Here is a 23,034-nt window from a genome sequence, read left to right on the forward strand (position 1 = left end):
CCATCGTCGTCTCCTTCTGAATACTCAGAACGAAACTCGCCGTTGGCTCAGTGCAACGGAACCGCAGAAATCAATGGGACGGGGACGGCGCATACGTTGCAGCAGCTCGAAGCCCCTTAGCTCGAGGCAAGAGCGGGTGTTCAGGCGCGCAGACTAATCTGACAGCCAAGCCGCATATGCTTGAATGTCGATCATCGGGACGGTGCCGCTAAACTGAAGTTGCGAAAGCAGCTTGAACAGAAAGGCGGTTGCCGGTTTTCCACCTGATTGAAAGCTATAATTTCCTGCTGCGTTCTCTGCGTGAAAATACCCGTGACCTGCGACGCAACCGAAGTCGAGCTTACCTTCGTCCTGATCCTCGCCCAGTGCGGCAAGTAGGCTATCGCCGAGGGCAGGTTTCCAGTCGCTCTCAAACGTCAAAAGACCACCATAGATGGGAATTGGTGGCTTCGCTGGATAGGTTCCGCCCGCATGGGGAATCGGCAAACTCGTCCGCCGCAATCGCCTTACGCTCCGGACTTTTTCCTGAGCGTATCGCACGTGGTCGAGGTTGGCGGATTGCTTTGCCTCGAAAACGGCGTAAACGCTTTCCGCCGGAATGACGATCTGCCCTTCGTAGTGAAAAATGAAGGGCGAATACTGGCGGTCGTAAATGACAACATCGATTTGTTGGCTAAATGTGCCTTCGCTGTCGACGACATGTGCGTTATCCGCCCGATACCGCTCTGGAAGATACTTGTTGAAGAGCTCGTTCCAAACACCTTCGCTGGCATCACCCTTGGTTCCGGGGTGCGTCATTGTTCGGCGGATGATTTCGAGGCGCTGCTGAATATCGTCGTGCAGACCCGACAGGACGTTTTTCAGGGACCAGTCACTCATTTTTCTTCCTCTTCTTCGTCGAAAGCCACGTCCATCGCATCGTGGTCAGCACCTTCGATTTCAACTCCGCAACTCAGTTTGTGGCCCGATCCCAAATAGGTTTGCGCTCCGACACGGACTTGCCCTTCCTCGTCGAGCCTCACAATAACCAGAAGCAGAAAGTTGACCGCCCCGGCCTGATCGGCAAGTAATTCGTACATGGTGGTTTCATCCCGACAACTTGGTACGGTCGGGGCCATTGGGTGTGAATGCCACTCTCCCAAGTAATTGAACCGTTCCGGATTGCCGCCTGTTCTTTCGTGCAGGCGCAGGATTTCCTTTCGTGCGGCGCCACCGCGGCGTTTGAATGTCGTCACCGTCCCGCCCCAAAAGCGCTGGCGCGTCGCCTCGACGATGCGGAAGTCTCCTTCTGCGATCTGTTCGCCAAAAAGCACGCCCCCGATTTCTCTGAGTCCAGCTCGCTTGAGATCGGAAGCCCATCTTTCAACTATTGCGTTCGGTATCCGCAGTCTCATCGTGCTAACCGGAGAATAGGGATGTGATGAAATCTGCCTCTCCAGCGCTTCCAGCTTCCGTGGACAATGTGCCGCGAACTGGCGCTTCGACGGTTATAGGTCGTGCGTCAAATGGCCCATTGAACAACCACCCTCGTTTAAGTCCCACGAGATAAGCTTGTGCGTCGTAGTTTGACGGTTCTGCGTCGCTCAGCGTGTCGAGAGCGAAAGCGGTAATATGGGCAGCGAACGCGGACACATCCGCATCGGTCGCCTGCATTGGGGTCTCCTCGCCGACCGAGCCATCGTAGCCGCGCCCCGCCGCGACCGGTGGAGTCTCATCGCTGGTTTCGTAATACTGGTTGATCACCGTTCGAACGTCATATGGCGAGGGATCCCTGTTGATCCGCGCCCGGGCCATTTCGCCGCCTACACCGCCAGCATAAACCGCGCCCCAAATCAGTGAGCGATTGTGCCGCAGGCTTAGGCCTGCGACATAATTGAACACGTCTGCATTGGCCGTCGCGTCGATGATGAGATCGCAGGAAGCGAGCGCCTGGCTCACATTGGCTGCTTCCTGGGACGAGACCTGTGCGCCGATTGCGCTCCTCCAGACGCCGATCTCTACGTCGCGTCGAACGAGCTGCAGCCGGTGCGCTGTCAGCTCCGCCTTGTGACGTCCGACATCCCGCCAATCCCCGTCATGGCGCTCCAGATTTCCCGCATGAAGGATGTCGCCATCCACGAGCTCAAAGTGGCATACGCCCGATCTGGCAAGTGACAGAGCGATTTTGGAACCAAGTGAACCGAGGCCGACAATTCCAACCTTCTTCTTGCGGATCTGGAGCGAGGGCAGGCCCGAGCGATCACCATCAAAGGGAGCCAGGACTGTCGTGAAGCTCATGAGGTCGTCATCATTCGCGAAATGGCAAAGCAACCTGAGACTGCCTTCTGATCCACGTAGTATTACCGCCCAGCGTGCGTCCGGCTTCAGGGGAAACCGATCACCCAAGAATTGCTCCAGATCCCCAAATGTCCTGATCTTTTCCAGTGTTTTCGCCGATGCGCCGGTACTCACGACGACACCGTCAATTTCGACGCACGTTCTTCGCAGAGGTTCCGGCGCGACGTGTGTTTTATTATCGTCCCCATCACCGTCCATGGACAGGATGTGCGCCATAAACGTCCGACCACTGCAATAGTCTATCCCGATTTCAATCGGCAGGCCGTCAGCATCATCATCGGCCAAAATGACCCGCGCCAGCGGGCTAACATAGAATCGTGTCACCTCAGATCGTAACGACAAGATTGCGGGAAAATCGTGTGCGGATGGCGCATGGATCGCTGCGCCGTCTTCCCCTGGTGTTTCGGTTTCGAGAAGATGCCTTGCGCTCCCGATCATCATCGCGCCGGTCACATCCGGCGACCAGTTGTCATTACGAATTTCGAGGCACAGATCGCCGCCTGCACCATATTGATGACCAGACATCCGGGACTCACCATCCACCGGGAAGATGCTTGGTGGTGAGGCTGGAAATGTATTGTGATAGATCAGCCGAAGCGTGTGGCGGCTGCGCGCGATGGCGATGTCAAAAGCAAGCGTCAGGCGAAGCTGATCGTCCACGGACCATGAGGGGTTCTGAAACCAGTCCGCATCCAAGGCCTCAATGGCCTCTCTTTCAGTTCGCAACCGCGCCTGATCAGTCACCCACCACATAGGCGGCTCACGCGAATTTAGCCGGCCGAGCCGACGGCGCGGCTTTGGCGGAGGTGAAACTCAATGGCGACATCGCAGCAGCGGCGCTTTTTGTCGATTGACCTGACTGTTTTGCCTTCGGGAAACGGTCACCGAATATTCGCCGCCAATAATCGGTCGCCTTGTCCTGGTCACCTTCTTCCAGCGCCTTGGCCGAATCGTCGCGGTGTTTTTTGATCTTGTCATAGTAGGCGCAGAATTCGTCGCCAGTCACGCCCTCGAGGATATTGCCGCCTGGCACAGCGGGATCTTGCAGGGACGGGCAGATACCGAGCATCCGTTCGAAGCTGTAGGCATTGACGAATGCGTCGCACCAATCATGAAAGAGCTGTCCGTAATGGGTTTCCATTTCACTGATGTGCGGCGCGATCAGCGCTTCAAGCCCGAAACTCTTCGGATGGCGGGATACGGTCTTGTTCTGACGCCGCGCCCATTTCACCATCCGTGTCATTGGATTGAACCGACCGGAACAACGTGCGTTCTGTGCAGCTGACCAATCCGTATGTTCTTCCGGATCCGTCTCGTACCATTCGCCTGTGTTGCGGTTCCCGATGCGAAAGAGATCGTCCTCCTGCCGGTCGAGCAGAACCGACACGTCGAGATCAGCCTTGTTCATTGACAGCGCGATCGAGCAGCGATTGCGCTTGATCTTCGTGACTCCGAGCTCATCTCGCGCCCGGTTCAAAGCCGCAAAAAGTTCATCCATCAACTCCGCTGGGTCTGCAAACCAAGGATGTCCTTCGATCACGACATAGAGGTCAACATCGGGTCGTTCCGTCGTTTCCCCTTTTTTCGTCGGTCGGATCGCAGTGAACCTTTTGTAGGACCCGCCAAGAAAGACCCGCTTTACCCGCCCCTTGAACGTATCATCGTTCAAGAGCGCCATGCGGACAGACGTATGGGCGCGCTGACAATTCGCAACCGTCGTATCGCTCGGAGTGATGTCCTTGATGAATTCGGTAAATCTGGCGTTCGGTGTCATGGATGGCTCGATGTTCAACTAATGTTCTATCGGGTGTAGCATGTTAAGATATCGAGTGCCAAGTCCTACTACCACAGCTTTTAGTGGCCACCTGCACTATTGGGTGCCACATATGGTGCATCTTTGAACGGGAGGGTGGGAGTTCAACCCTCTAAATGAAGCTCAGGAACGTCTGAAAAACATCCCACCTTTGGAGTGATCTGGTAGGCTTGGGCAATCGTCCAAGGAGCCGTTCCGATGCTAAAGCAGCCCGCCTTTCCCGGTCATCGCTAAGCGCAGACGCGTATGACCGACAGTGGTGCCTACTCGTCAGTAAGAGCGGCGAGGCACGGCTCGATCTTGTCATTAAGCAACGCCGCCAGTTCCGTGTCGCCACGCGAATAACCGCCCGATGCGCTTACGTCATCATCGGATGCCGCGCCTGACACGAAGGTCGTGAAAGAACTGGGAGCGAACGGTGCGAATGATGGGATCCAGCTGGACCAGATCCAGAAACGCTTCAGCCGTTTGGTGTTCGATCGGGCCAATGATCCGAATCGTAGATGTGTTTGCAAGGGTGCCGGATGGCGATCGGACGTTAGTTCGCGCGTTTCAGCATAACTCATTGTATTTCCGCTAAGAAAAAATTCTCCGCGACAAAAAACATGTGAACGAGCCGTTCTGGCTAATATCCCGTCTGTCATGATCAAACACGCCTGCTCCTCAAAAAAAACCATAAAAATGCTTCGTCTATGGGGAAAGTGACTAACATCATCTTGTGATAGGCCACAAAATGCTGTGGCTCCAAGGGCGTGACGCCAACGCGCCCTTCTTGACGAAACTGATCGGGTTTCTCCGAGCGAAACGCTCGCACTTCCCGCCATTCCGGAAATCTGTCTGCTCGCTGATGGCTTGCAGGAAGCATTGCGTGATGCCGGGATGGCCCCAGCGGAGGCGCATTGGGAACTATGACGCTCAGCCAGTACCGCCGCCCCCATCAAGCGGCGGTGCTGGATCTTGTCGAGCGGAAATTCCGAACCCAGCGCGCATTTTATCTTCGCGCTCGCGGCTTCAAATACAACGTCTTTCCCCGGCCACAATGCTCGTTCGATGGTCCAACTCAAGGGAGCCTTACAACCGGACAAATATTCTTAACGCATGCAGCAAACCTGACGCCGACTGATCCGGCAAATCCATCAATCCCAGGCATGCAAAGGAGTAGAACATGCTTAAAGCCACCGACCTGACCCTCGACCCAAAGCTCAATGGGGGAATTTCTGCAGCGGGAGAACACCTCCGCGAATATGGGAACAGCCTGTGTCATCTTCTCGACGAACTCGATGAACCACTTGGGCTCGACGCGCTCTGTGATCTGCACGGCGAGTTCGAAAAACCTTTCCCTAAAATGGACGTAATCGAAAGCGCTTTACGTGACATCGAGAGGGTGCTGGCCCGGCAAACCACTTCGTCACTCGATCGTCTCGGGCGAGAACGGAATTTCTACGCCTCCGACGCTACCCGCTGGCATGGCGCTCGGGTGAGTGAACTTCTCGTTCGCTTCTCTACCGAAGACTGAAACTCGAAAATGGTTGCGCCCAGTGCTTGGGCGCAGCTTTTTTTACTTGAGCTGCCAACTCAGAGATACTGAGAGTAAGTCGGGTTGAACTGCTGGATATAGCGTCAAACCCTCGAAATCCTCGTGATGAGCTTTGGTGTTGCCCCAAGATGAGGTGTAGTTCGTTCTCCGGTTGGGTATCGAGGCATTTTTACAGGGCGGTGATTTTCGCCGGGACCATGGTTTTATCCGCACAGATGTCGGCGACGGTTTCCAGTGTCTTGCAGCGGCCTGCGAACTCCCAATCATCGTTGTGCTCTTCCAGAGAACGTCGATGGCCGCCCAGCATTCCGCGCGGGCTTCGCCTGAGCTACGCATGGCTCCACTCAGCCCGCGCTACCGTCGGAATAACATCAGGTCCGGTGGCATCACTTGAGCTTTCTCTAACAGGGAATTGGGATGTCGATTGCGTCCAAGCGGGAAATGCTGGATCGTCCTGAAAACCGCATTTCGGAGGCGGGCAACCCGCGTTGATTCTGAATGTCGATTTTCAAACAAGAAGCGCGCGAAACTATGCTATGCACAAAGAAATCTTTGTCCCGCAGATTTCAGAAAAACAAGAATGTATACTTTTCAATTGCTTACATGTTCTTGCAACTTTGCTTGCACAATGCTCGCAAGTTCTGGAAATGTACAAAGAAGCGCTGGGCATGAACTGATTTTAACATAAGCACATGTTATTAATATACAATCTCGGCATCTTGTGATGCCGGGATCTTGCTTTGTGACGACCTGCCTCAGATTGACGTTAAGGTTGAACAACTCTGTCTGCTGATCGGCAGCGCATCCGCAATGAGCGATTATCCAGTTTCCGGTCGCGTTCGCGCGGGCGGCGCAGAGCGCGGCCGACCCCAGCACGCTGAAAGCTCTCGCTTCAGCGCGCTGCGCCTCTTCGCTGGAGAAGCCTGCTGCGATGCCCTGCCAGAAACGACACAAATTCTCACGTTGCCAGGCTGGCAACTCATGTCGGATCGCATCTGCTGAAAATATGCTGCGGTTCGGTTGCGGGGTTGCTCGGTGAACTGGATGCCGTTGTCCATGGCTCGGCATTTGTTTTCCTCCCGCCAGTCTTCAAGCATTTTTCGAGCGTTGCGCAATGTGGCAAATAGCGTTTCATTAAGGCATTCGTCTCTCGGTTTGCCGCTGAAACTTTTGATGAAACCGCGGCGGAAAAGCAAAGCCATAATGGAACAGGGGCGGAACAGAAACGTGATGACCGGACTGATAACTGGTTGACGGGCAGATTTAAAAAATCTAATGACGCCAGTACACAGGGGTATAGCTCAGCTGGAAGAGCGACGGTCTCCAAAACCGTAGGTCGTGGGTTCGAGCCCCTCTGCCCCTGCCACTGAAATCATTGAAGAATTACGAAAAATCCTAGTTGACGCCGCGAGCCAGTTTTCAGGCCCGCTGTCAAGGTATGACCCGTAATAGGGACGCTTTGGACAGTTCGACCATGAGCCTGTTGGCCGAATCGGTCGACATGGCAACGTATGTTTCGATGGTTTTTGGGTGTGCTGGATCGACCACCCCATCTGCGTGGCGATTTCACTTAAGGTTGCGTGCCGCGCGTGTCAGGCAGGTGCAGGGCGACGCGGTCCTCAGGCGGCTAATATCGCACATCCTTTTCGACGGCATAGAGTCTGGCGATGCGTTCTATGGCTACCTTGGTGATGGTCGATCCATCGCGTTCGAAGACATAGCAATTGTCACGTGTGTCATTCCATGTGTTACATCACGCCGGAGAGAACAGCCATCAACCTACTGAAAATATCTGACTTTCATGTCAATGATTGGTGCCGAGGAGCGGATGAAGTGGCAGATAAAACCCCTTGTTTTTCAGGGCGTTGGTTAGCACGATCGGGGTCGTTTATGTAGTGAATGTGTAGTGGTCTTCGACCGTTGTCGGGAGGGGAGCGTGCTTCAAGGCAATAGGCGTTTGCATCACAGGCTATTCCTACGCTTCCGGGCCGAAACCAGCCCAGAGCGGACCCATATCATGTGACCAGCCAGCCGAGGGCGCACATGAAGGGGGCAGTGCGAAGCCGTCATTCGCCGCAACTGCAAGCCGAGCATACCTCGAACGTTGAAGCCGACATTCAGTCTGCCGCCAAAGTTCTCATCCCGCTGCGACGCCGCAGGTCGGCTTCGGCGCTCCCCATTTCGTCATTCAGTCGTTTTTCATGGTGCCGGGGTGAATGCGGCCGCGACGTTCCATCGACAAAATTTCCAGTTCTCCAGAAACCAGAGAGTTGTATGTGAAGACGCTTTTCGGCTTCTGGGGGCAGGGCGGATTTTAAGGTAGAGAATTGGCCATATCCTCAAATCAGCACACTGTGTGAAAGATATCATCGGTTTCCTGAGGTTCTGAAAAACCAAAGCCGCCACGAAAAGGTGCGCCTCTTTAGCATTGCCGTCCTGGCCAATACACACGCTTGATCTGCACGTCCTTGAAGGCCGATTTTGATGTAATGATCCGTATCGATCGAACCATCCGGGCGGCGTTTGATTTCGGGCGTTTCATATTGTTGCATGGCGTGAACTCCTCAATTGTCCTGACACCAATGGACTGCAAACGCCTCGTCATCGCTTGAAGGCGCTCTTTAGAATTCCTTGTCATTTCAATATTTCTGCTTGTCAGAGCCCAAAGTTCTTGAGTGTCACCGCCGTATGGCCGTTGAATGGTCTATGGCGTATGAATTTTCAAATTGCTTGATCGACCCTGATAAGCACCTGTTCGTGTGCGGTGGGCTGCCAGTTCACCTCGAACCGCAGGTCTTCGACCTGTTATTGCTACTAGTAGATCGGAAGGGTCGGTTAGTGACCAAGGACGACCTTGTAGAAATCGTTTGGCACGGGCTAAGTGTGTCTGACGCCACGATCAGCGCACGGATCAACGCCGCCCGAAGGGCCGTTGGTGACACTGGTCGGGCGCAGGCTATTATCAAGACGGTCCACGGCAGAGGCTTTCAACTGAATGTCGACGTGAGGGTAGTCGCAGCCCCCGCGCAAACGCCTAACCTTGCGCGCTCTGATACGCAGAACATTCAATTCGCCTGTTCCTCGCACGGTACAAGAATTGCGTTCTCCAAAAGCGGGAATGGCCCGCCGCTGGTCCGGGTCGCCCATTGGCTTTCGCACTTGGAACTTGATTGGCAAAGCCCCGTCTGGAGGCCATTGATCGAAACGCTTGATGGCAAAAATACGCTTTACCGCTACGATCAAAGGGGCACTGGACTGTCCTCACGCGACCTTGAAGGCGCGGATATTGATGCCTTTGCCGACGACCTAAAGGCTGTTGCCGACGCCAACAATTTGGAGCGATTCCCGATCTTTGCAGCATCGCAAGCCGTCCCGGTCGCTATCCGCTTTGCTCAAAGATATCCCAGACGGGTCAGCGGATTGGTCTTGTATGGCGGGTATGCGAAGGGACGCGCATTGCGCGAAGCGACACAGAGCGACATTGATGAAGTAACTGTTTTGGGCCTCATCAGGGCGGGTTGGGGAAAGGAGGACAGCCCATTCGTGAATGCGTTCTCGACCCTGTTCATGCCGGGTGCCACACCGACGCAATTGGCCAGCTTTGTGAAGATGCAAACCGAAACGATATCGCCAGAAAATGCAGCCCGTTTGAGACAAATAGTTGACCGGTTTGATGTCTCGGAGGTATTGGCGTCCATTCGCACGCCGACGCTGGTCATTCATGCGATCTCAGACGCGGTGCAGCCTGTCGAGCAGGGGCGAATACTTGCAAGTGAAATCGAGGGCGCAAGATACGTTTCGCTTGAGAGCAGGAACCATGTCCCACTCCCTCAGGAGGAAACCTGGACCAAGATGATGCATGAAGTTCAGTTGTTTCTGGACTGCTTGCAGCGTTGATCATGCCGGTCTTATGTCATCAAGAAACTCACAGAATAACTGTAAGCAGACCTTCGGACCTGCGGCCCGTTCAGCAGCTTTGTCCCGCGTTTCTGCCGTTCGATAGCCTGAGATAATGCAAGATAAATCAACGTCCGCTTCGGGAAAGCTGCACCGCAGCGTTGTCGATCTTTGAGGGCGGCAGCTTCTCTAATTGGGCGTTTGGGTCAAGCTCGTCTTCCTTCTTTCTCATGGATCATTGTCACTCCTCCGGGTCACGCTTCTCTTCGCAGTCTAAGTGATGACCTGATGTCATCGCTGCAAGCATGTGTCGGATTGGCGATGGAGAGCCTCGCTCTGGGACGCGCTTCTCGTTGCGCAGCAGCCATATTCAGCTTCTTCCACAGACCTCGTCCGGTGAGGGACGACCCCGTTCAGGTTGGGTGTCGGGTGCTTACATCATGCCGCACCCTCCACCTTCTATGGACGGAATTCAGTGCCATCAGTCCACATGCGATGCAGGAGAACAGCAAGCTTTCGTGCGACGGCGACGACCGCACGGCGTCTGAGAGAGGTATTTCACCGCCACCATCCACATAGCCTTGACCGCCTTTGTGTAGGCAAGCGCGTATGCAGATACAACGCCAGTGACCTAATTACTATTACTTATCAGCAACTTAGGGTTGGATTTTTGGTGCCCAGGAGAGGACTCGAACCTCCACGGCCTTGCGGCCACTGGCACCTGAAGCCAGCGCGTCTACCATTCCGCCACCTGGGCAGGTGTCGTGGAGCAGGCGTTTAAGCCTGAGAGCGGGCCGTGTCAACGAGGTTTCTGAAGATATTTGCACGCGGTGCCTTGGCACCTTGTCTGCGACCTTGTGCATCGCTATTCAGGCAAGAGAATTGCTGTGCAAGGAGCCTACAGATATGACCAAGCTCGTGACCATCTATGGCGGATCCGGCTTTGTTGGCCGCTACATTGCTCTGCGCATGGCCAAGCTGGGCTGGCGCGTCCGGGTCGCGGTGCGGCGTCCGAACGACGCGATCTTCGTAAAGCCTTTCGGTGTGGTCGGACAGGTTGAGCCAGTTCTTTGCAACATCCGCGACGATGCGAGCGTTGCGGCGGTCATGCAGGGGGCTGATGCGGTGGTCAATTGCGTCGGGGTTCTGGCCGAGCGCGGCAAGAACAGCTTTGATGCGGTGCAGCATGAGGGCGCTGCGCGCGTTGCCCGGCTTGCGGCTCAGAACAGCGTGAAGTCACTGGTGCAGATCTCCGCCATTGGTGCGGATTCGGAAGCCAGCAGCGCGTATGGGCGTACGAAAGCCTTGGGCGAAGCGGCCGTGCTGGAGCATTTTCCAAATGCCGTGATCCTGCGCCCGTCTATCATTTTCGGACGCGAGGACGAGTTCTTCAACCGTTTCGCAGCCATGTCGCGCTTTGGTCCGGTGTTGCCGGTGATCGGCGGCGACACGAAATTTCAGCCGGTCTATGTCGATGACGTTGCTCGGGCCGCGGTGATGGGTGTGCAGGGCGAGGCGGCACCGGGCATCTACGAACTGGGAGGTCCCGATGTGATGAGCTTTCGGGCGCTGATGCAGGAGATGCTGAGTGTGATCCGCAAGCGTCGCCTAGTCCTGAATATCCCGTTTTTCTTCGCTAAAATCATCGCATGGGCTTTTGATCTGCTGGAAAGGGTGACTTTGGGCTTGATCCCCAACCCGGTTGCCACACGCGATCAGGTCAGAAATCTTGCACATGACAATGTTGTTGCCGAGGGTGCCAAAGGGTTTGCCGAACTTGGGATAGAACCCATCGATATGGAGGCTGTGTTGCCCGACTACCTGTGGCGGTTCCGTCCATCCGGCCAGTATGACGCGATCAAGGAATCTGCGCGCAATCTTAAGGTTTGATCCACCGCGCCGCGCTACGGTTGTTCAGCATGAGTTCTGACATTGGTGCAGCAGATCGGCTTTATGTGCGACCATGGCCTTGGTCGCGGTGACGGGCTTCTGGAATGTCGCGCCGGTGGCCGCTTGCAGCGACCCATTCGGATATGGCATTTGCTGTCGCTATCAATGCGGGAAAGCCGCTTATTCTAGCAATAGCGTTCCGGCCCGATCCATTGTGCCTCTGTGTAGCGATCGCCATGCGCCCATCCGACCGGCAATGCGGCTTCGATACGCGCAAGTTCGGTGTCGGACAGTTCCATGCACGCTCCTGCGGCCAGTTCGCGCAAATGTGCCGGGTTGCGGGTGCCGGGTATCGGGATGACAGTCGGCGACTTTGCGATCAGCCAGGCGATGGCCAATGCGGCCGCACTGGTGCCACTTTCGGCGGCCAGGCTGCGCAAGGGCGCGCTTGCCGCGATGTTTGCGGAGAAATGCGGCTCGGTAAAGCGTGGGTTGCCGGCCAGAAAGGCCGAGGCCGCGACGCGATCAGCCGTGGGCGGCCGGTCGGTCAGCAACGCCCGGCCCACGGGAGAGAACGCCACCAACGCCGTGCCTTGACGTTCGCATTCCTGCACCAGGCCAAGTTCCGGCGCGCGTGTCGACAGCGAATATTCCGACTGCACCGCCGCAATTGGATGCACTGCCGCAGCGCGGCGCAGCGTGGCGGGGGCGACTTCGGACAGGCCGATGGCGCGGGTTTTGCCCTTGCGGACCAGTGCTGCCATCGTGTCCGTCACTTCCTCGATCGGACGGGCGGCTTCGCGGCGATGGACATAGAAAAGGTCCACGCAGTCCACACCCAGACGTGTCAGGCTTTTGTCCAGTTCGGCTTCGAGATGTTCGGCGGAATTATCGAAATATCGCGCGCCAGAGCCCGGATCACGCGTGATTCCGGCTTTTGTCGCGATCAGAAAGGGGTTGCGGCCGCGACTGGCGATATAGCTGCCGATTATGGATTCTGATTTGCCCATCCCATAGATGTTGGACGTATCAAGATGGGTGACGCCAAGCTCGACCGCGGTATCCAGCAACGCGTGTGCCTCGGCCTCGGTGGTATCGCCGTAAAAGCCCGCGAAGGACATCGCGCCGATGCCGATGGCTGAAACCTGGGGCCCATGGCGTCCCAATCGTCGTGTCTGCATAAAGATCCCTCATGTTTCATGGGCACGGATGTTTCTGGCGCAGCGGCAAGCCAAATCGGCACCGAGCTATGGACAGTCTGGCTTGCTGATATATTACTATGTCAACAATAGCATGGCGGCAACCGAGCCCTGCAAGCACGGTGTGGCTCGGGCCATGTCGCCGTTTGGCCAAAACGGTCAGGGACAGGACGCGCCGGGTCTGGGTGTTGCCATGAACAGAAAGCACGAACATGTGTTCAGCATATTTTTCCTGCACGCAGGTCAGCAATGCTCGGCTGTTTAGAGGTGGCGTATGAGCCAGTCGCGCAGTCTGCTTTCTGCGGCCATCGTCGCCATCATGGCGTTCGAGATCTGCGCGCGGCTCACAGGGCTGGATCCGCTGCGCTGGACGGCCTGGGCCGCTATGGGGGGCGTGATTGTCTTGTCGTTCCGGCACCTGAGCGGACGGGAATATTACCTGCTGGGCGCGAGCGTCTTGGCGACGGTCGTGGCGTTTTGGACCCCGTTCAACAAGCCGGGTGTGATAGAGGGCGCGCTGGATCAGGCGAGCTTTCTGATGGCCTTCATCCTGCTGCTGGGCTTGTTGCACGAAGCGGCTGCAACGTCGCCGTCGGTCAGCGAATTGGGCGGCTATCTGACGCGCCAGCCGCCGCGACGGCGCTACTATGCGTTGAACGGTGGCACGGCAATCATGTCGATCCTGTTCAACGTGGGGGTCGTCAGCTTTCTGGTGCCGTTGATCCAGCGCGGCATCCATCATGCGTCGCCCGGCGATTCGCTGAACCCGATCCGCGAGCGGCGTCAGCTAAGCGCCTTGCTGCGCGGTTTCGCCTGGAGCGTGATCTGGTCGCCTACCGCGATCGCGCCGCTGGTGTTGATGGAATTGATGCACGGCGTTGATCGCGGACGCTGGATTTTGTTGGGGCTTGGGACATTCTTTTGCGTGATGGCCTTGGGCGGCATCGAGGATCAGCTACGCTACAGGCGAAGGCATGCGGCCCGACCGATGGTGCCACCCCCGTTCCCACGGCATGCCGCGGTGATGTTTCTGGCTGCCTGCTGCTGGTTGTTGGGCATGTCCGGAACGATAGCGTGGCTGACCGGCGATACCATCGTTTTTGGTCTGGTCGTGTCCTGTCCGGTGATGCTGGTGGGCTGGTTATGGGCGCAAAACCGGGGCGACGAAGGTTGGCCGTTCGTACGATCGCGACTGGGCGGGATCTACCGCGACAGCTTGCCCAAGGCCGCGCCGGTTGCCGTGACGCTGGCCTGTTCGGGTTATATTGGCCGGATGCTGGCCGGGCTGATACCAGCACAAGAATTGGGGCAGGCGCTGGGGATCGACGCGGTGCCGGATTACGTCCTGTTGGGGCTGTTGCCGTCAGTCATTGCTTTGCTCAGCCTCTCCGCCCTCAGCCCGATCATGATGGCGATCTTTTTCGGCAGCCTGTTCGGTGCTCTGCCCGTGATGCCTGCCGATCCCACCCTGATTGCATTGTCGATTTCCTGCGGATGGGCGCTGGCAATGACGTTTTCGCCGTTTTCAACGGTTGTGCTTCTGACCGGCCGGGTCAGCGGGCTTGCGCCAGTGACATTGACTTGGCGCTGGAACTTGACCTTCAGCCTGCTGGCCGCGGTGTTTCTGATTGGGGTGTTCCGCGTCCTGACGTTTCTCTGACTTTGTCGGCCGCCACTTGCGGCCTTGCAAATCCTACAACTGTTCAGCGGTGAAATAATCAGGGAATTCTTCTTGCAGCACGGAAATCCGCAGGATCGTCCCGGTCAGGTGGTTGCGCATCTGCTGCGCCGCGCCGTCGGCGTCACCCGCCTCTATCGCGTCCAGCACCGCCGTATGGCCGCCCAATATGCCGACCATTCTGCCCGCCTTGGGCAGTTCCAGACGCTGGCAACGCGCGAGATGGCCCAGCCTGCCTTCTAGATAATGGTGCAAGCCGATCATGCCGACGCCTGCGAACAGCGTCCGGTGAAATGCCTTGTCGAGATCGCTGAACATGTCGACCTGTTCCGGCCTGTCGCGCAACGCTTCCTGCATGTCCAAAAGCACTCGGGCGCGGTGCAAGGTCGGCGCATCCGGGTCAGTTGCAAGGCGTCGGACTACCTCGATTTCGACGGCGACGCGAAGGAACTGGGTTTCGTGCAACTGTTTGACGTCGATGCGGGCGACAACCGTGCCGGACTGCGGAAAAATTCGCACAAGCCCGTCTTGTTCAAGCTTTTGCATGGCCTCGCGAATCGGAGTCTGGCTGACGTTGTAATGCTTCGCCAATGCGTTGCGCGATAGGGTGCTGTCGGGTTTCAGCTCCAGGTTCACGATGCGCTGACGCAGGTTTGCGTAGACACGCTGGGCCGCAGACGCGCCGGGGCGCGCGCCATCCGCAGCGGCAAAGAGGCCTTGTTCAGTTGTGCTGTGTGTCAGTTTCATGCGCGCCTCTCTACATCTCTGTGTCGCGCTTGTCCCGTGACCTAGGGCGAATGAGTCGTTGCCTAGCCTATCTCACTGATATATTAGTTGCCTAGTCGTTTCTGAAGAAAAGCCTGGAACGGATTGCAGGTGCGACGAGACTTTAGGGAGGAAACCAATGAAATCGTCTATGATTGTTTCGGTCGCTAAGGCCGTTACCCTGATTGCGGGCTTTACGCTTGCGGCCAATGCGGCAATGGCGGCGGATCGCACATTGAAGATCCAGACAAGTTCCAACGCCAGCCACGCATCGCTCGCCTATCTGAACGAGGAATGGGTGCCAAAGCTCGAAGCGATGACCGGCGGGTCCTTGTCGGTCGAATTGCTGCCGGTCGATGCCGTCGTGCCACGCCGCGAAACGGCAGAGGCGATCGGGGTAGGGATCCTCGATGGTGATCTGACCTCGATCAATTATTTTGCCGGGATCGACCCTGCCTTTGCACTGATGGGCGACCTGATCGCGGGCTACGACTCTGCCGACCAGATCCAGGCGTTCTGCGCGCAGGGCGGCGGCAAGGAAATGCTGCAAAAGCTCTACGATGCCCACTTCCCCGGCGTGCATGTCGTGGGCTGCGGTGCCTATGCGAGAGAGGCTTTTGTCTCGAAAGTGCCGGTCAATGGCGTGGCTGACCTGAAGGGTTTGAAAATCCGCTCGCCCGAAGGCCTTGCCGCGGACGTGTTCAAACGCGCGGGCGCCGCTCCCGTGTCGATGTCCGGGTCGGAGACCTACGGCGCGCTTGAAAAAGGCGTGATCGATGCTGCGGATAACTCTGCCTATGCCAACAACGACTCCAACGGGATGCACAAGATCGCAAAGTTCCCGATCTTTCCGGGCATCCACTCCACCCCGATCCTGCAATTCACCGTGTCCGAGATGGTCTGGGAAGAGTTGACGGATGCAGAGAAGGCAGCGCTGGAGACGTGGTATCTGGCGGCCTATAACGGGCTGAGGCAGTATTTCGATCGTCTCGATCGCCAACTGGTCGCGCGCGATAAGGCGGCAGGTGAACTGACGGTCATCGATTGGCCCCAGGCCGAGCGCGACAAGTTTCGCGTGATCGCTCAGGAAGCGTGGAGCGACTTTGCCGCGCAGACCGAACTGGCGCAGGAAGTCTATGATACGCATATCAAATTCATGAAAGATGCCGGGCTGCTATAATCTGACGTTGATGCAGGAAAACACCCGTCCCGGACTTGATCCGGGACCTCCTGTCAGCGAACACCGCCAGCGCGGAGGTCCCGGATCAAGTCCGGGACGGGTGACACGACGGATCGACTCGCCGGAACAGGTGGGCAACGGAGGCATCCGGCATGAGCCGTGAATATGACGAACATCTGGAGACGGCACCGCTGGAGGTGGCAGGAGATGACCCTCTGCACAGCGACGGAGATCTGAACCGCGACAACTACAATGTTGTCGACCATTTCAGTCACACATTGGGCATCGGCATTTCGGTTTTCTATCTGGTGGCAGCTGCCGCCACACTTTATGAGGTGTTCTCCCGCTACGCGCTGAACGCGCCCACCTACTGGGCCTTTGAGACGGTGATGATGCTGTGCGCTAGCGCCTGGATGCTGTCCTCGGGCTATATCACGCTGAAGCGGCGCCATATCGGCATCACCGTTTTTCATGTCATGGCGAGTGACCGGCAGCGCTGGTGGCTGGACCTGTTTGCGATGTTGGTTGGTATCGTGGCGCTTTACATGCTGCTCGCCGATGCGTCGATCCGGGCCTATGTCAGCATTGAGCGCGTCGAAAAGTCCGGTTCGGCCTTCAATTCCCCGCTGCCGATGGTGTTGAAGACGGTGATGGTCGTTGGCGCCTTCCTGTATCTCACCCAGTTGACGGTGAACCTGTATCGGCATGTGACATCCGGTGGGGCGCGACTGGCGGTCAAGCTGCTGGCTGCCTTTATGCTGATCTATTTCGTCTCAGCCTTGCTGGGGCATGTCTTTGATATTTCCTGGGCCGCAGCGATTTCCGACGGTTTCTCCAGCATCGGCAAGGCGCTGGACCCGTCCAAGGCGCTGAACATGCGGTCGATGGATCTGGGCACCGTCTCGATCATCATGGTGGTGCTGTTGGTAGCACTGATGATGACTGGCATGCCGCTGGGCATCGTCACGCTGATCGTCTCTGTCATCATGGCGATCACCTTTTTCGGCCCGCGTGGGTTGTTTCTGGTCAGTTCCAACGCCGCGGGTCTGCTGGAACACTACACGCTGGTCGCGGTGCCGTTTTTCGTGCTGATGGCGTCAATCCTGGAACGCGCAGGGATCGCCGAAGACCTGTTTGACGCGATGTCGATCTTTGCGGGCAACCTGCGTGGCGGTGTCGCGGTGCAGACCACCGTTGTGGCGGTCATTCTTGCGGCCATGTCCGGTGTGATGGGCGGCGAGATCGTGATGCTGGGGCTGGTGGCCCTGCCGCAGATGTTCCGGCTGGGATATGACCGCAAGCTGACCATTGGCCTGATTTGCGCCGCGGGTGCGCTGGCGACTCTGATCCCGCCCTCGATTATCATGATTGTCTACGGGTTGTCGGCAGAGGTGGGCATCGGCGATCTGTTCATGGCAGGCGCGGCACCGGGCATCATGCTGGCGGTGTTCTATGCCGGTTATGTGCTGATCCGGGTCAACCTCAATCATTCGCTGGCACCCACCGCCGCCGAGGTTGCCGCCAAGACCGGCGGCGAGGAGAAACGCCTGTCCAAGGACCGGTTGACCGCGGTGATCCTGTGCATCCTGCTGATCGGCGCGGTGATGGGCTCGATTTATGGGGGCGTTGCATCGGTGACAGAGGCGGCTGCCGTGGGCTGCATCGGGTCGCTTGTCGTTGCGGCTGTTCGCAACCGCTTTAACTGGGAGGTGCTGTCGGCGGCGATGCTGGGCACAATGACCACGGTGGGCACGATCATCTGGCTGGTGCTGGGCGCGGTCAGCTTTGTCGGCATCTTCAATCTTGTCGGCGGGGCGGATTTCATGCGCTCGATGTTCCTTGGCCTCGGGCTTTCGGCGATGGGCACGATCATCGTGATGATGCTGATCCTGATGGTGCTGGGAACATTCATGGAATGGATCGCCATCGTCTTCATCACGGTCCCGGTTTTTGCGCCGGTGGTGATGACACTGGCACCCGAACTTGGTCTGACAGAGGATCAGGCAAAGATCTGGTTCGGCATCCTGTTCGTGATGAACATCCAGATCTATTTCCTGTCGCCGCCCTTCGGACCGGCCTGTTTCTGGCTGAAATCGGTGGCCCCCAAGGATGTCACACTGCAAGAGATCTTCCTGGCCGTTCTGCCATTCATCGCCCTTCAGATCGTCGGTCTGGTGTTGGTGATGAGCTTCCCGCAAATTGCGCTCTGGCTGCCAGAAGCGCTGAACTGAGATGTGAATCAAGAAGGACGTTACACATGATTGGACGCGACTCTCGCGATGATATGGATGGTTATGGCAAGTGGCCGTGGATCGCCGGTGTCGTGCTGGCGGCGGTACTGATCTGGGTGATGTTCACCTTTGCGACACCGATTTCCTGAGGTGATGAAATGACCAAGACCAAAAAACCCGAAGAACTTCGGTCAGCGCGCTGGTTTGCGCCGGATGATCTGCGCTCCATGGGGCATCGCAGCCGTGCAATGCAGATGGGGTGGAACGCCGACGACTGGGAAGGCAAGCCGGTCATTGCCGTGATCAATACATGGTCGGACCTGTCGCCCTGCCATCACCACCTGCGCGATCGCGCCGAATGGGTGAAGCGCGGCATCCTTCAGGCCGGTGGCACGCCGGTCGAAATGCCGGTGCATTCGTTCAGCGAACAGTTCCTGAAACCCACGTCTATGTTATATCGTAACATGGGTGCGTTGGAAGTCGAGGAAACGCTGCGCAGCCATCCGATTGACGGCGTGGTGTTGATGGGCGGCTGTGACAAGTCCACGCCGGCGCTGGTGATGGGGGCGGTCAGCATGGGGCTGCCGTTCATCTTCATGCCCGCAGGGGCTATGCTGCGTGGTAATTATGCGGGCGAAAAGCTGGGTTCCGGCACGGACGTGTGGAAATACTGGGATGAACGCCGCGCCGGCACCATCAACAAGGAACAATGGGACGGTGTGCAGGGCGGCATTGCACGCAGCTACGGCACCTGCATGACCATGGGCACCGCGAGCACGATGATGTCGATTGCCGAAGGCTTTGGCCTGACATTGCCCGGCGCGTCCTCGATCCCTGCGCCGGATGCAGGACATAAACGCATGGCCGCCGCCTGCGGGCGCCGCGCGGTGGACATGGTCTGGGAGGATCTGACACCTGACAAGATCGTCACATGGGAAAGCACGCGCAATGCGGTGACCGTGGCGATGGCGACGGGGTGTTCCACCAATGCGATCATCCACCTGATCGCGATGGCGCGCCGCGCAGGCATCCCCCTGACGCTGGAGCATCTGGACGAGATCGGCCACACCACGCCGGTGCTCGCCAATATCCGTCCGACCGGCAAGGAATACCTGATGGAGGATTTCTTCTATGCCGGGGGGCTCCCTGCGCTGATGAAAGAACTGGGCGACAAGCTGGATCTGGGCGTGACCACAGTCACGGGCAAGACGCTGGGAGAGACCATCGCGGACGCGCAGAACTACAATGATGATGTGATCCGGCCGCTGTCGAACCCGGTCTATCACGAGGGCAGCCTTGCGGTGCTGAAGGGCAATCTTGCGCCTGACGGCGCGGTGATCAAGCCTGCCGCGATGGATCCCAAGTTCCAGACGCATAAAGGTCCGGCCATCGTCGCCGACAGCTATGCCGAGCTCAAGAAGATCATCAATGACGAAGACTACCCGATGACCCCCGATCATGTCATGGTGCTGCGCAATGCAGGTCCGCAGGGCGGGCCAGGGATGCCGGAATGGGGCATGATCCCGATGCCCAAGGCGCTGCTGAAGGACGGGCACCGCGACATGGTCCGCCTGTCTGATGCGCGTATGTCGGGCACGTCCTACGGTGCCTGCGTGTTGCATGTCGCGCCAGAGTCCTATGTCGGCGGGCCGCTGGCCCTGATCGAAACCGGCGACATCATCGAGATGGACATTCCCAACCGCACCCTGAACGTCGTACTCAGCGAAACAGAACTTGCCGAACGTCGTGCGCGGTGGCAGGCACCCGCGCCGCGCTACGAACGTGGCTATGGCAAGATGTTTTCTTCCCATGTCGAACAGGCGGACAAGGGCTGCGATTTCGACTTCCTCCGGACCGACTTTGGCGGCCCTGTGCCAGAGCCAGAGATCAACTGATGGCGGCTGCCCCGGACACGGCGTCTCGCCGTTTTCATGGGACACCGAAAGAGATCGCGGGCGGATGCGCGTCCCTGATGGGCTTGGGTGGCGTTTAGTGTCGTTGACGCAGGCCTCCGACTGGGCAGTAAGCCGCCGGGACAAGGTGCGGCTGTAAGATAATAACGGATGGTAGGACAATGAACACCGACACAATCGAACGGCTGCGCCAGGTTTCCGTCGCGACGTTGGCGACGGCACTGTACAAACGCGGACTTCGCAATCAGGTCATTCAGGACGTGCGCCCCGTGGCGCGCAAGGGCCGCAACATGGTCGGACCGGCGTTCACTCTGCGTTACATGCCCGCGCGTGAGGATCGCAACACTCTGGCAGAGTTCCGCAACCCCGAGCATCCCCAGCGGTTGGCGATCGAACAATGCCCCAAGGGGCATGTCCTGGTGATGGACAGCCGCAAGGATGCACGCGCGGCCAGTGCGGGTGACATTCTCATCACCCGGCTGATGGTGCGCGGCGGCGAGGGCGTCGTGACGGATGGCGGGTTTCGCGACTCCATGGCGATTGGAGAACTGGAGATGCCGGCCTATCACAGCCGCGCGTCCAGCCCCACCAACCTGACCCTCAACGAGGCGATTGACATCAATGTGCCCATCGGTTGTGGCGATGCGGCAGTCTTTCCCGGCGACATCGTGGTGGGCGATGATGACAGCGTCATCATAATTCCGGCTGGTATTGCCGATGAGGTCGCCGTCGAGGCGACAGAGATGACCGCATACGAGGATTTCGTGGTCGAGCGTGTGCGTGACGGTCAGACGATAATCGGTCTCTACCCGGCAACCGACGAGGCCAACCTGGAACTGTTCGACGAATGGCGCAAGGCCAACGGCCGTTAAGTGCTGCTGATCTGAACCCGCAGGGAAACCGGGTTGACTCCGGCAGGTCGGTGGCACAGGTCTTGGGCAGGAAACCGTCACTGCCGCACTCTATCGAAGTATAATAGCCTTGCTCGACCAGTGCGGCGCGGGCATTCGACATGATATGAAAAGGAAGCGACCATGCTGGACAAATCGACATTCACGCCTCACGGCAAACATCTGATCGCAGGTGAGTGGGTTGCGGGCGATGCCACATTCTCTTCGGAACCGGCGCATGGCCCGGCGCATGACTACAGCGTCGGCACGCCTGCTTTGGTCGATGCCGCGTGCATCGCCGCAGAAGAGGCCTTCTGGAGCTATGGTTATTCGACCCGCGAAGAACGCGCAAAGTTCCTGAACGCCATCGCCGACGAGATCGACGCGCGCGGCGATGCCATCACCGAGATAGGCACGCAGGAAACCGGGCTGCCAGAGGCGCGGCTTCAGGGGGAACGTGGCCGGACCGTCGGCCAGTTGCGCCTGTTCGCTGATCACATCGTAAAGGGCGACTATCTCGACCGACGCCATGACAAGGCGCTGCCCGACCGCGAACCTCTGCCACGCCCCGACCTGCAACTGGTGCAGCGTCCGATCGGTCCTATAGCGGTGTTCGGCGCGTCGAACTTTCCGCTCGCGTTTTCGACCGCCGGCGGCGACACGGCCTCGGCGCTGGCGGCGGGCTGCCCGGTGGTGGTCAAGGGCCACTCCGCGCATCCCGGCACCGGCGAGATCGTGGCCGAAGCCATTCACGCCGCCATCCAAAGCTGCGGCATGCATCCTGGTGTCTTCAGCCTCATTCAGGGCGGCAAGCGTGACGTCGGCACAGCTCTTGTGCAGCATCCGCTGATCAAGGCGGTGGGCTTCACCGGGTCGCTGGGCGGTGGACGTGCGCTGTTTGACCTGTGTGCGCAGCGCGACGAGCCGATCCCGTTCTTCGGCGAATTGGGCAGCGTCAACCCGATGTTCCTGTTGCCCGAGGCGCTGAAGGCGCGCGGTGCGGCACTGGCGGAAGGCTGGGCCGGATCACTGACAATGGGCGCGGGCCAGTTCTGCACCAATCCCGGCATTGCCGTGGTGATTGACGGGCCGGACGCCGATGCCTTCATCGAAGCCGCAACCAAGGCGCTGGAGCCGATGGGTGCCCAGACAATGCTGACCGACGGGATTGCGTCTGCCTACCGTCAGGGGCGCGACCGGGTTGCCGGTGTTACGGGTGTGCAGGAGCTTCTGACCTCGACCTGTGACAACCGCAATGCGACGCCCTATCTGTTTGCCACGACCGGCAAGGAGTGGATGGACAATGAGGCACTTGGCGAAGAGGTCTTCGGCCCGCTGGGTCTGGTCGTGCGCGCCGCCGATGTGGACGAGATGGTCACGATTGCCAAGTCTCTGAAAGGTCAGTTGACCTGCACGCTGCATCTTGAGGATGGCGATACCGAGGACGGCAAGAAGCTGATGCCGGTGCTGGAGCGCAAGGCGGGCCGTTTGCTCGCCAACGGCTTCCCCACGGGCGTCGAGGTGTCCGATACGATGGTGCATGGCGGGCCTTATCCTGCGTCCACGAACTTTGGCGCGACCAGCGTCGGCACGATGGCGATCCGGCGGTTCCTGCGTCCGGTCTGTTATCAGAACATGCCTGCCGCGCTGCTGCCCGGCGATCTGGCCTGACCCTTAACGACAATGCGGCCCGGAAATCCGGGC

19 protein-coding genes, 2 tRNA genes and 1 pseudogene are annotated in these 23,034 nt (G+C 58.1%); 12 read left to right on the forward strand and 10 right to left on the reverse strand.

Translation table 11 applies throughout. From position 1 onward, the window contains the following. Positions 1–153: 153 nt before the first annotated feature. The 5 genes from B8991_RS15885 to B8991_RS21735 all read right to left on the reverse strand — a co-directional run bounded on the left by B8991_RS15885 (position 154) and on the right by B8991_RS21735 (position 4,716). Entirely contained in the window at positions 154–879 is a 726-nt protein-coding gene (locus B8991_RS15885) for a DUF6602 domain-containing protein (protein ID WP_084353930.1), read from the reverse strand. Then, positions 876–1,394, reverse strand: coding sequence for a Mov34/MPN/PAD-1 family protein (locus tag B8991_RS15890; RefSeq protein ID WP_084353931.1), 519 nt, complete (start codon positions 1,392–1,394; stop codon positions 876–878). Before B8991_RS15890 ends, B8991_RS15885 begins: the two co-directional genes overlap by 4 nt. A 4-nt stretch (positions 1,395–1,398) precedes the next feature. After that, positions 1,399–2,997 carry a ThiF family adenylyltransferase gene (locus B8991_RS15895; RefSeq protein ID WP_218673233.1) on the reverse strand — a complete coding sequence of 533 codons (1,599 nt, stop codon included), beginning with the start codon at positions 2,995–2,997 and terminating at the stop codon, positions 1,399–1,401. A gap of 100 nt (positions 2,998–3,097) precedes the next feature. Continuing rightward, entirely contained in the window at positions 3,098–4,111 is a 1,014-nt protein-coding gene (locus B8991_RS15900) for an SMODS domain-containing nucleotidyltransferase (protein ID WP_084353933.1), read from the reverse strand. 302 nt (positions 4,112–4,413) lie between these two features. Continuing rightward, complete coding sequence (locus tag B8991_RS21735; protein ID WP_084353934.1) at positions 4,414–4,716, reverse strand: hypothetical protein; 303 nt, start codon at positions 4,714–4,716, stop codon at positions 4,414–4,416. A 599-nt stretch (positions 4,717–5,315) separates the two neighbouring features. Between B8991_RS21735 and B8991_RS15910 the strand changes: the two genes are divergently transcribed. Next, positions 5,316–5,666 (forward strand): hypothetical protein, encoded by a 351-nt coding sequence (locus tag B8991_RS15910; protein ID WP_084353935.1) that lies wholly within the window; start codon positions 5,316–5,318, stop codon positions 5,664–5,666. Positions 5,667–6,497: 831 nt separating this feature from the next. Then, entirely contained in the window at positions 6,498–6,689 is a 192-nt protein-coding gene (locus B8991_RS21970) for a hypothetical protein (protein WP_235866658.1), read from the forward strand. Positions 6,690–6,772: 83 nt separating this feature from the next. Here the strand turns inward: B8991_RS21970 and B8991_RS22340 are convergent. Further along, positions 6,773–6,889: pseudogene (locus tag B8991_RS22340) on the reverse strand (integrase core domain-containing protein); the annotation flags it as partial. Positions 6,890–6,977: 88 nt separating this feature from the next. Here B8991_RS22340 and B8991_RS15925 point away from each other — a divergent pair. Beyond that, positions 6,978–7,053 (forward strand) — tRNA-Trp (locus B8991_RS15925). A gap of 1,000 nt (positions 7,054–8,053) precedes the next feature. Here B8991_RS15925 and B8991_RS21545 read toward each other — a convergent pair. After that, complete coding sequence (locus B8991_RS21545; protein ID WP_179141516.1) at positions 8,054–8,239, reverse strand: hypothetical protein; 186 nt, start codon at positions 8,237–8,239, stop codon at positions 8,054–8,056. Positions 8,240–8,393: 154 nt separating this feature from the next. Between B8991_RS21545 and B8991_RS15930 the strand changes: the two genes are divergently transcribed. After that, on the forward strand, positions 8,394–9,584 hold the full coding sequence (locus tag B8991_RS15930; protein WP_179141517.1) for an alpha/beta hydrolase: 1,191 nt from the start codon (positions 8,394–8,396) through the stop codon (positions 9,582–9,584). Between the two features lie 671 nt (positions 9,585–10,255). Here the strand turns inward: B8991_RS15930 and B8991_RS15935 are convergent. After that, positions 10,256–10,341: transfer RNA gene (locus B8991_RS15935), tRNA-Leu, on the reverse strand. Between the two features lie 149 nt (positions 10,342–10,490). Here B8991_RS15935 and B8991_RS15940 point away from each other — a divergent pair. Then, entirely contained in the window at positions 10,491–11,474 is a 984-nt protein-coding gene (locus B8991_RS15940) for a complex I NDUFA9 subunit family protein (RefSeq protein WP_084353939.1), read from the forward strand. Between the two features lie 185 nt (positions 11,475–11,659). Here the strand turns inward: B8991_RS15940 and B8991_RS15945 are convergent, their stop codons facing one another. Then, positions 11,660–12,655 carry an aldo/keto reductase gene (locus B8991_RS15945; RefSeq protein WP_084353940.1) on the reverse strand — a complete coding sequence of 332 codons (996 nt, stop codon included), beginning with the start codon at positions 12,653–12,655 and terminating at the stop codon, positions 11,660–11,662. A 292-nt stretch (positions 12,656–12,947) separates the two neighbouring features. On the opposite strand from B8991_RS15945, the gene B8991_RS15955 reads away from it, so the two are divergent. After that, positions 12,948–14,333, forward strand: coding sequence for a hypothetical protein (locus B8991_RS15955; RefSeq protein ID WP_084353942.1), 1,386 nt, complete (start codon positions 12,948–12,950; stop codon positions 14,331–14,333). 33 nt (positions 14,334–14,366) lie between these two features. On the opposite strand, the gene B8991_RS15960 is transcribed toward B8991_RS15955, so the two are convergent. Beyond that, the gene (locus B8991_RS15960; protein WP_084353943.1) at positions 14,367–15,098 is read right to left on the reverse strand and encodes a GntR family transcriptional regulator; all 732 of its coding nucleotides are present in this window, start codon (positions 15,096–15,098) and stop codon (positions 14,367–14,369) included. 157 nt (positions 15,099–15,255) lie between these two features. On the opposite strand from B8991_RS15960, the gene B8991_RS15965 reads away from it, so the two are divergent. From B8991_RS15965 to B8991_RS15990, 6 genes are all read left to right on the forward strand, one after another. Then, positions 15,256–16,296, forward strand: a complete 1,041-nt coding sequence (locus B8991_RS15965; protein ID WP_084353944.1) for a TRAP transporter substrate-binding protein — start codon at positions 15,256–15,258, stop codon at positions 16,294–16,296. 152 nt (positions 16,297–16,448) lie between these two features. Then, positions 16,449–18,527: a TRAP transporter large permease subunit gene (locus B8991_RS15970; protein ID WP_084353945.1), complete on the forward strand. Its 2,079-nt coding sequence runs from the start codon at positions 16,449–16,451 to the stop codon at positions 18,525–18,527. A gap of 26 nt (positions 18,528–18,553) precedes the next feature. Continuing rightward, positions 18,554–18,676, forward strand: a complete 123-nt coding sequence (locus tag B8991_RS15975) for a dihydroxy-acid dehydratase (RefSeq protein WP_084353946.1) — start codon at positions 18,554–18,556, stop codon at positions 18,674–18,676. 9 nt (positions 18,677–18,685) lie between these two features. After that, the gene (gene araD, locus B8991_RS15980) at positions 18,686–20,422 is read left to right on the forward strand and encodes an L-arabinonate dehydratase (RefSeq protein ID WP_084353947.1); all 1,737 of its coding nucleotides are present in this window, start codon (positions 18,686–18,688) and stop codon (positions 20,420–20,422) included. 179 nt (positions 20,423–20,601) lie between these two features. Next, the gene (locus tag B8991_RS15985) at positions 20,602–21,312 is read left to right on the forward strand and encodes a ribonuclease activity regulator RraA (protein WP_084353948.1); all 711 of its coding nucleotides are present in this window, start codon (positions 20,602–20,604) and stop codon (positions 21,310–21,312) included. Positions 21,313–21,474: 162 nt separating this feature from the next. Beyond that, on the forward strand, positions 21,475–23,001 hold the full coding sequence (locus B8991_RS15990) for an aldehyde dehydrogenase (NADP(+)) (RefSeq protein ID WP_084353949.1): 1,527 nt from the start codon (positions 21,475–21,477) through the stop codon (positions 22,999–23,001). The last annotated feature ends 33 nt before the right edge of the window (positions 23,002–23,034 follow it).

The sequence above is a fragment of the Primorskyibacter flagellatus genome (assembly GCF_900176485.1).
Classification (GTDB): domain Bacteria; phylum Pseudomonadota; class Alphaproteobacteria; order Rhodobacterales; family Rhodobacteraceae; genus Primorskyibacter; species Primorskyibacter flagellatus.

Bases quoted from the DNA above. Each gene is read 5' to 3' on its own strand.
- B8991_RS15885 (WP_084353930.1), bottom strand. From the start codon at position 879: ATGAGTGACTGGTCCCTGAAAAACGTCCTGTCGGGTCTGCACGACGAT.
- B8991_RS15890 (WP_084353931.1), bottom strand. From the start codon at position 1,394: ATGAGACTGCGGATACCGAACGCAATAGTTGAAAGATGGGCTTCCGAT.
- B8991_RS15900 (WP_084353933.1), bottom strand. From the start codon at position 4,111: ATGACACCGAACGCCAGATTTACCGAATTCATCAAGGACATCACTCCG.
- B8991_RS21735 (WP_084353934.1), bottom strand. From the start codon at position 4,716: ATGAGTTATGCTGAAACGCGCGAACTAACGTCCGATCGCCATCCGGCA.
- B8991_RS15910 (WP_084353935.1), top strand. From the start codon at position 5,316: ATGCTTAAAGCCACCGACCTGACCCTCGACCCAAAGCTCAATGGGGGA.
- B8991_RS21970 (WP_235866658.1), top strand. From the start codon at position 6,498: ATGAGCGATTATCCAGTTTCCGGTCGCGTTCGCGCGGGCGGCGCAGAG.
- B8991_RS21545 (WP_179141516.1), bottom strand. From the start codon at position 8,239: ATGCAACAATATGAAACGCCCGAAATCAAACGCCGCCCGGATGGTTCG.
- B8991_RS15930 (WP_179141517.1), top strand. From the start codon at position 8,394: ATGGCGTATGAATTTTCAAATTGCTTGATCGACCCTGATAAGCACCTG.
- B8991_RS15940 (WP_084353939.1), top strand. From the start codon at position 10,491: ATGACCAAGCTCGTGACCATCTATGGCGGATCCGGCTTTGTTGGCCGC.
- B8991_RS15945 (WP_084353940.1), bottom strand. From the start codon at position 12,655: ATGCAGACACGACGATTGGGACGCCATGGGCCCCAGGTTTCAGCCATC.
- B8991_RS15955 (WP_084353942.1), top strand. From the start codon at position 12,948: ATGAGCCAGTCGCGCAGTCTGCTTTCTGCGGCCATCGTCGCCATCATG.
- B8991_RS15960 (WP_084353943.1), bottom strand. From the start codon at position 15,098: ATGAAACTGACACACAGCACAACTGAACAAGGCCTCTTTGCCGCTGCG.
- B8991_RS15965 (WP_084353944.1), top strand. From the start codon at position 15,256: ATGAAATCGTCTATGATTGTTTCGGTCGCTAAGGCCGTTACCCTGATT.
- B8991_RS15970 (WP_084353945.1), top strand. From the start codon at position 16,449: ATGAGCCGTGAATATGACGAACATCTGGAGACGGCACCGCTGGAGGTG.
- B8991_RS15975 (WP_084353946.1), top strand. From the start codon at position 18,554: ATGATTGGACGCGACTCTCGCGATGATATGGATGGTTATGGCAAGTGG.
- araD (WP_084353947.1), top strand. From the start codon at position 18,686: ATGACCAAGACCAAAAAACCCGAAGAACTTCGGTCAGCGCGCTGGTTT.
- B8991_RS15985 (WP_084353948.1), top strand. From the start codon at position 20,602: ATGAACACCGACACAATCGAACGGCTGCGCCAGGTTTCCGTCGCGACG.
- B8991_RS15990 (WP_084353949.1), top strand. From the start codon at position 21,475: ATGCTGGACAAATCGACATTCACGCCTCACGGCAAACATCTGATCGCA.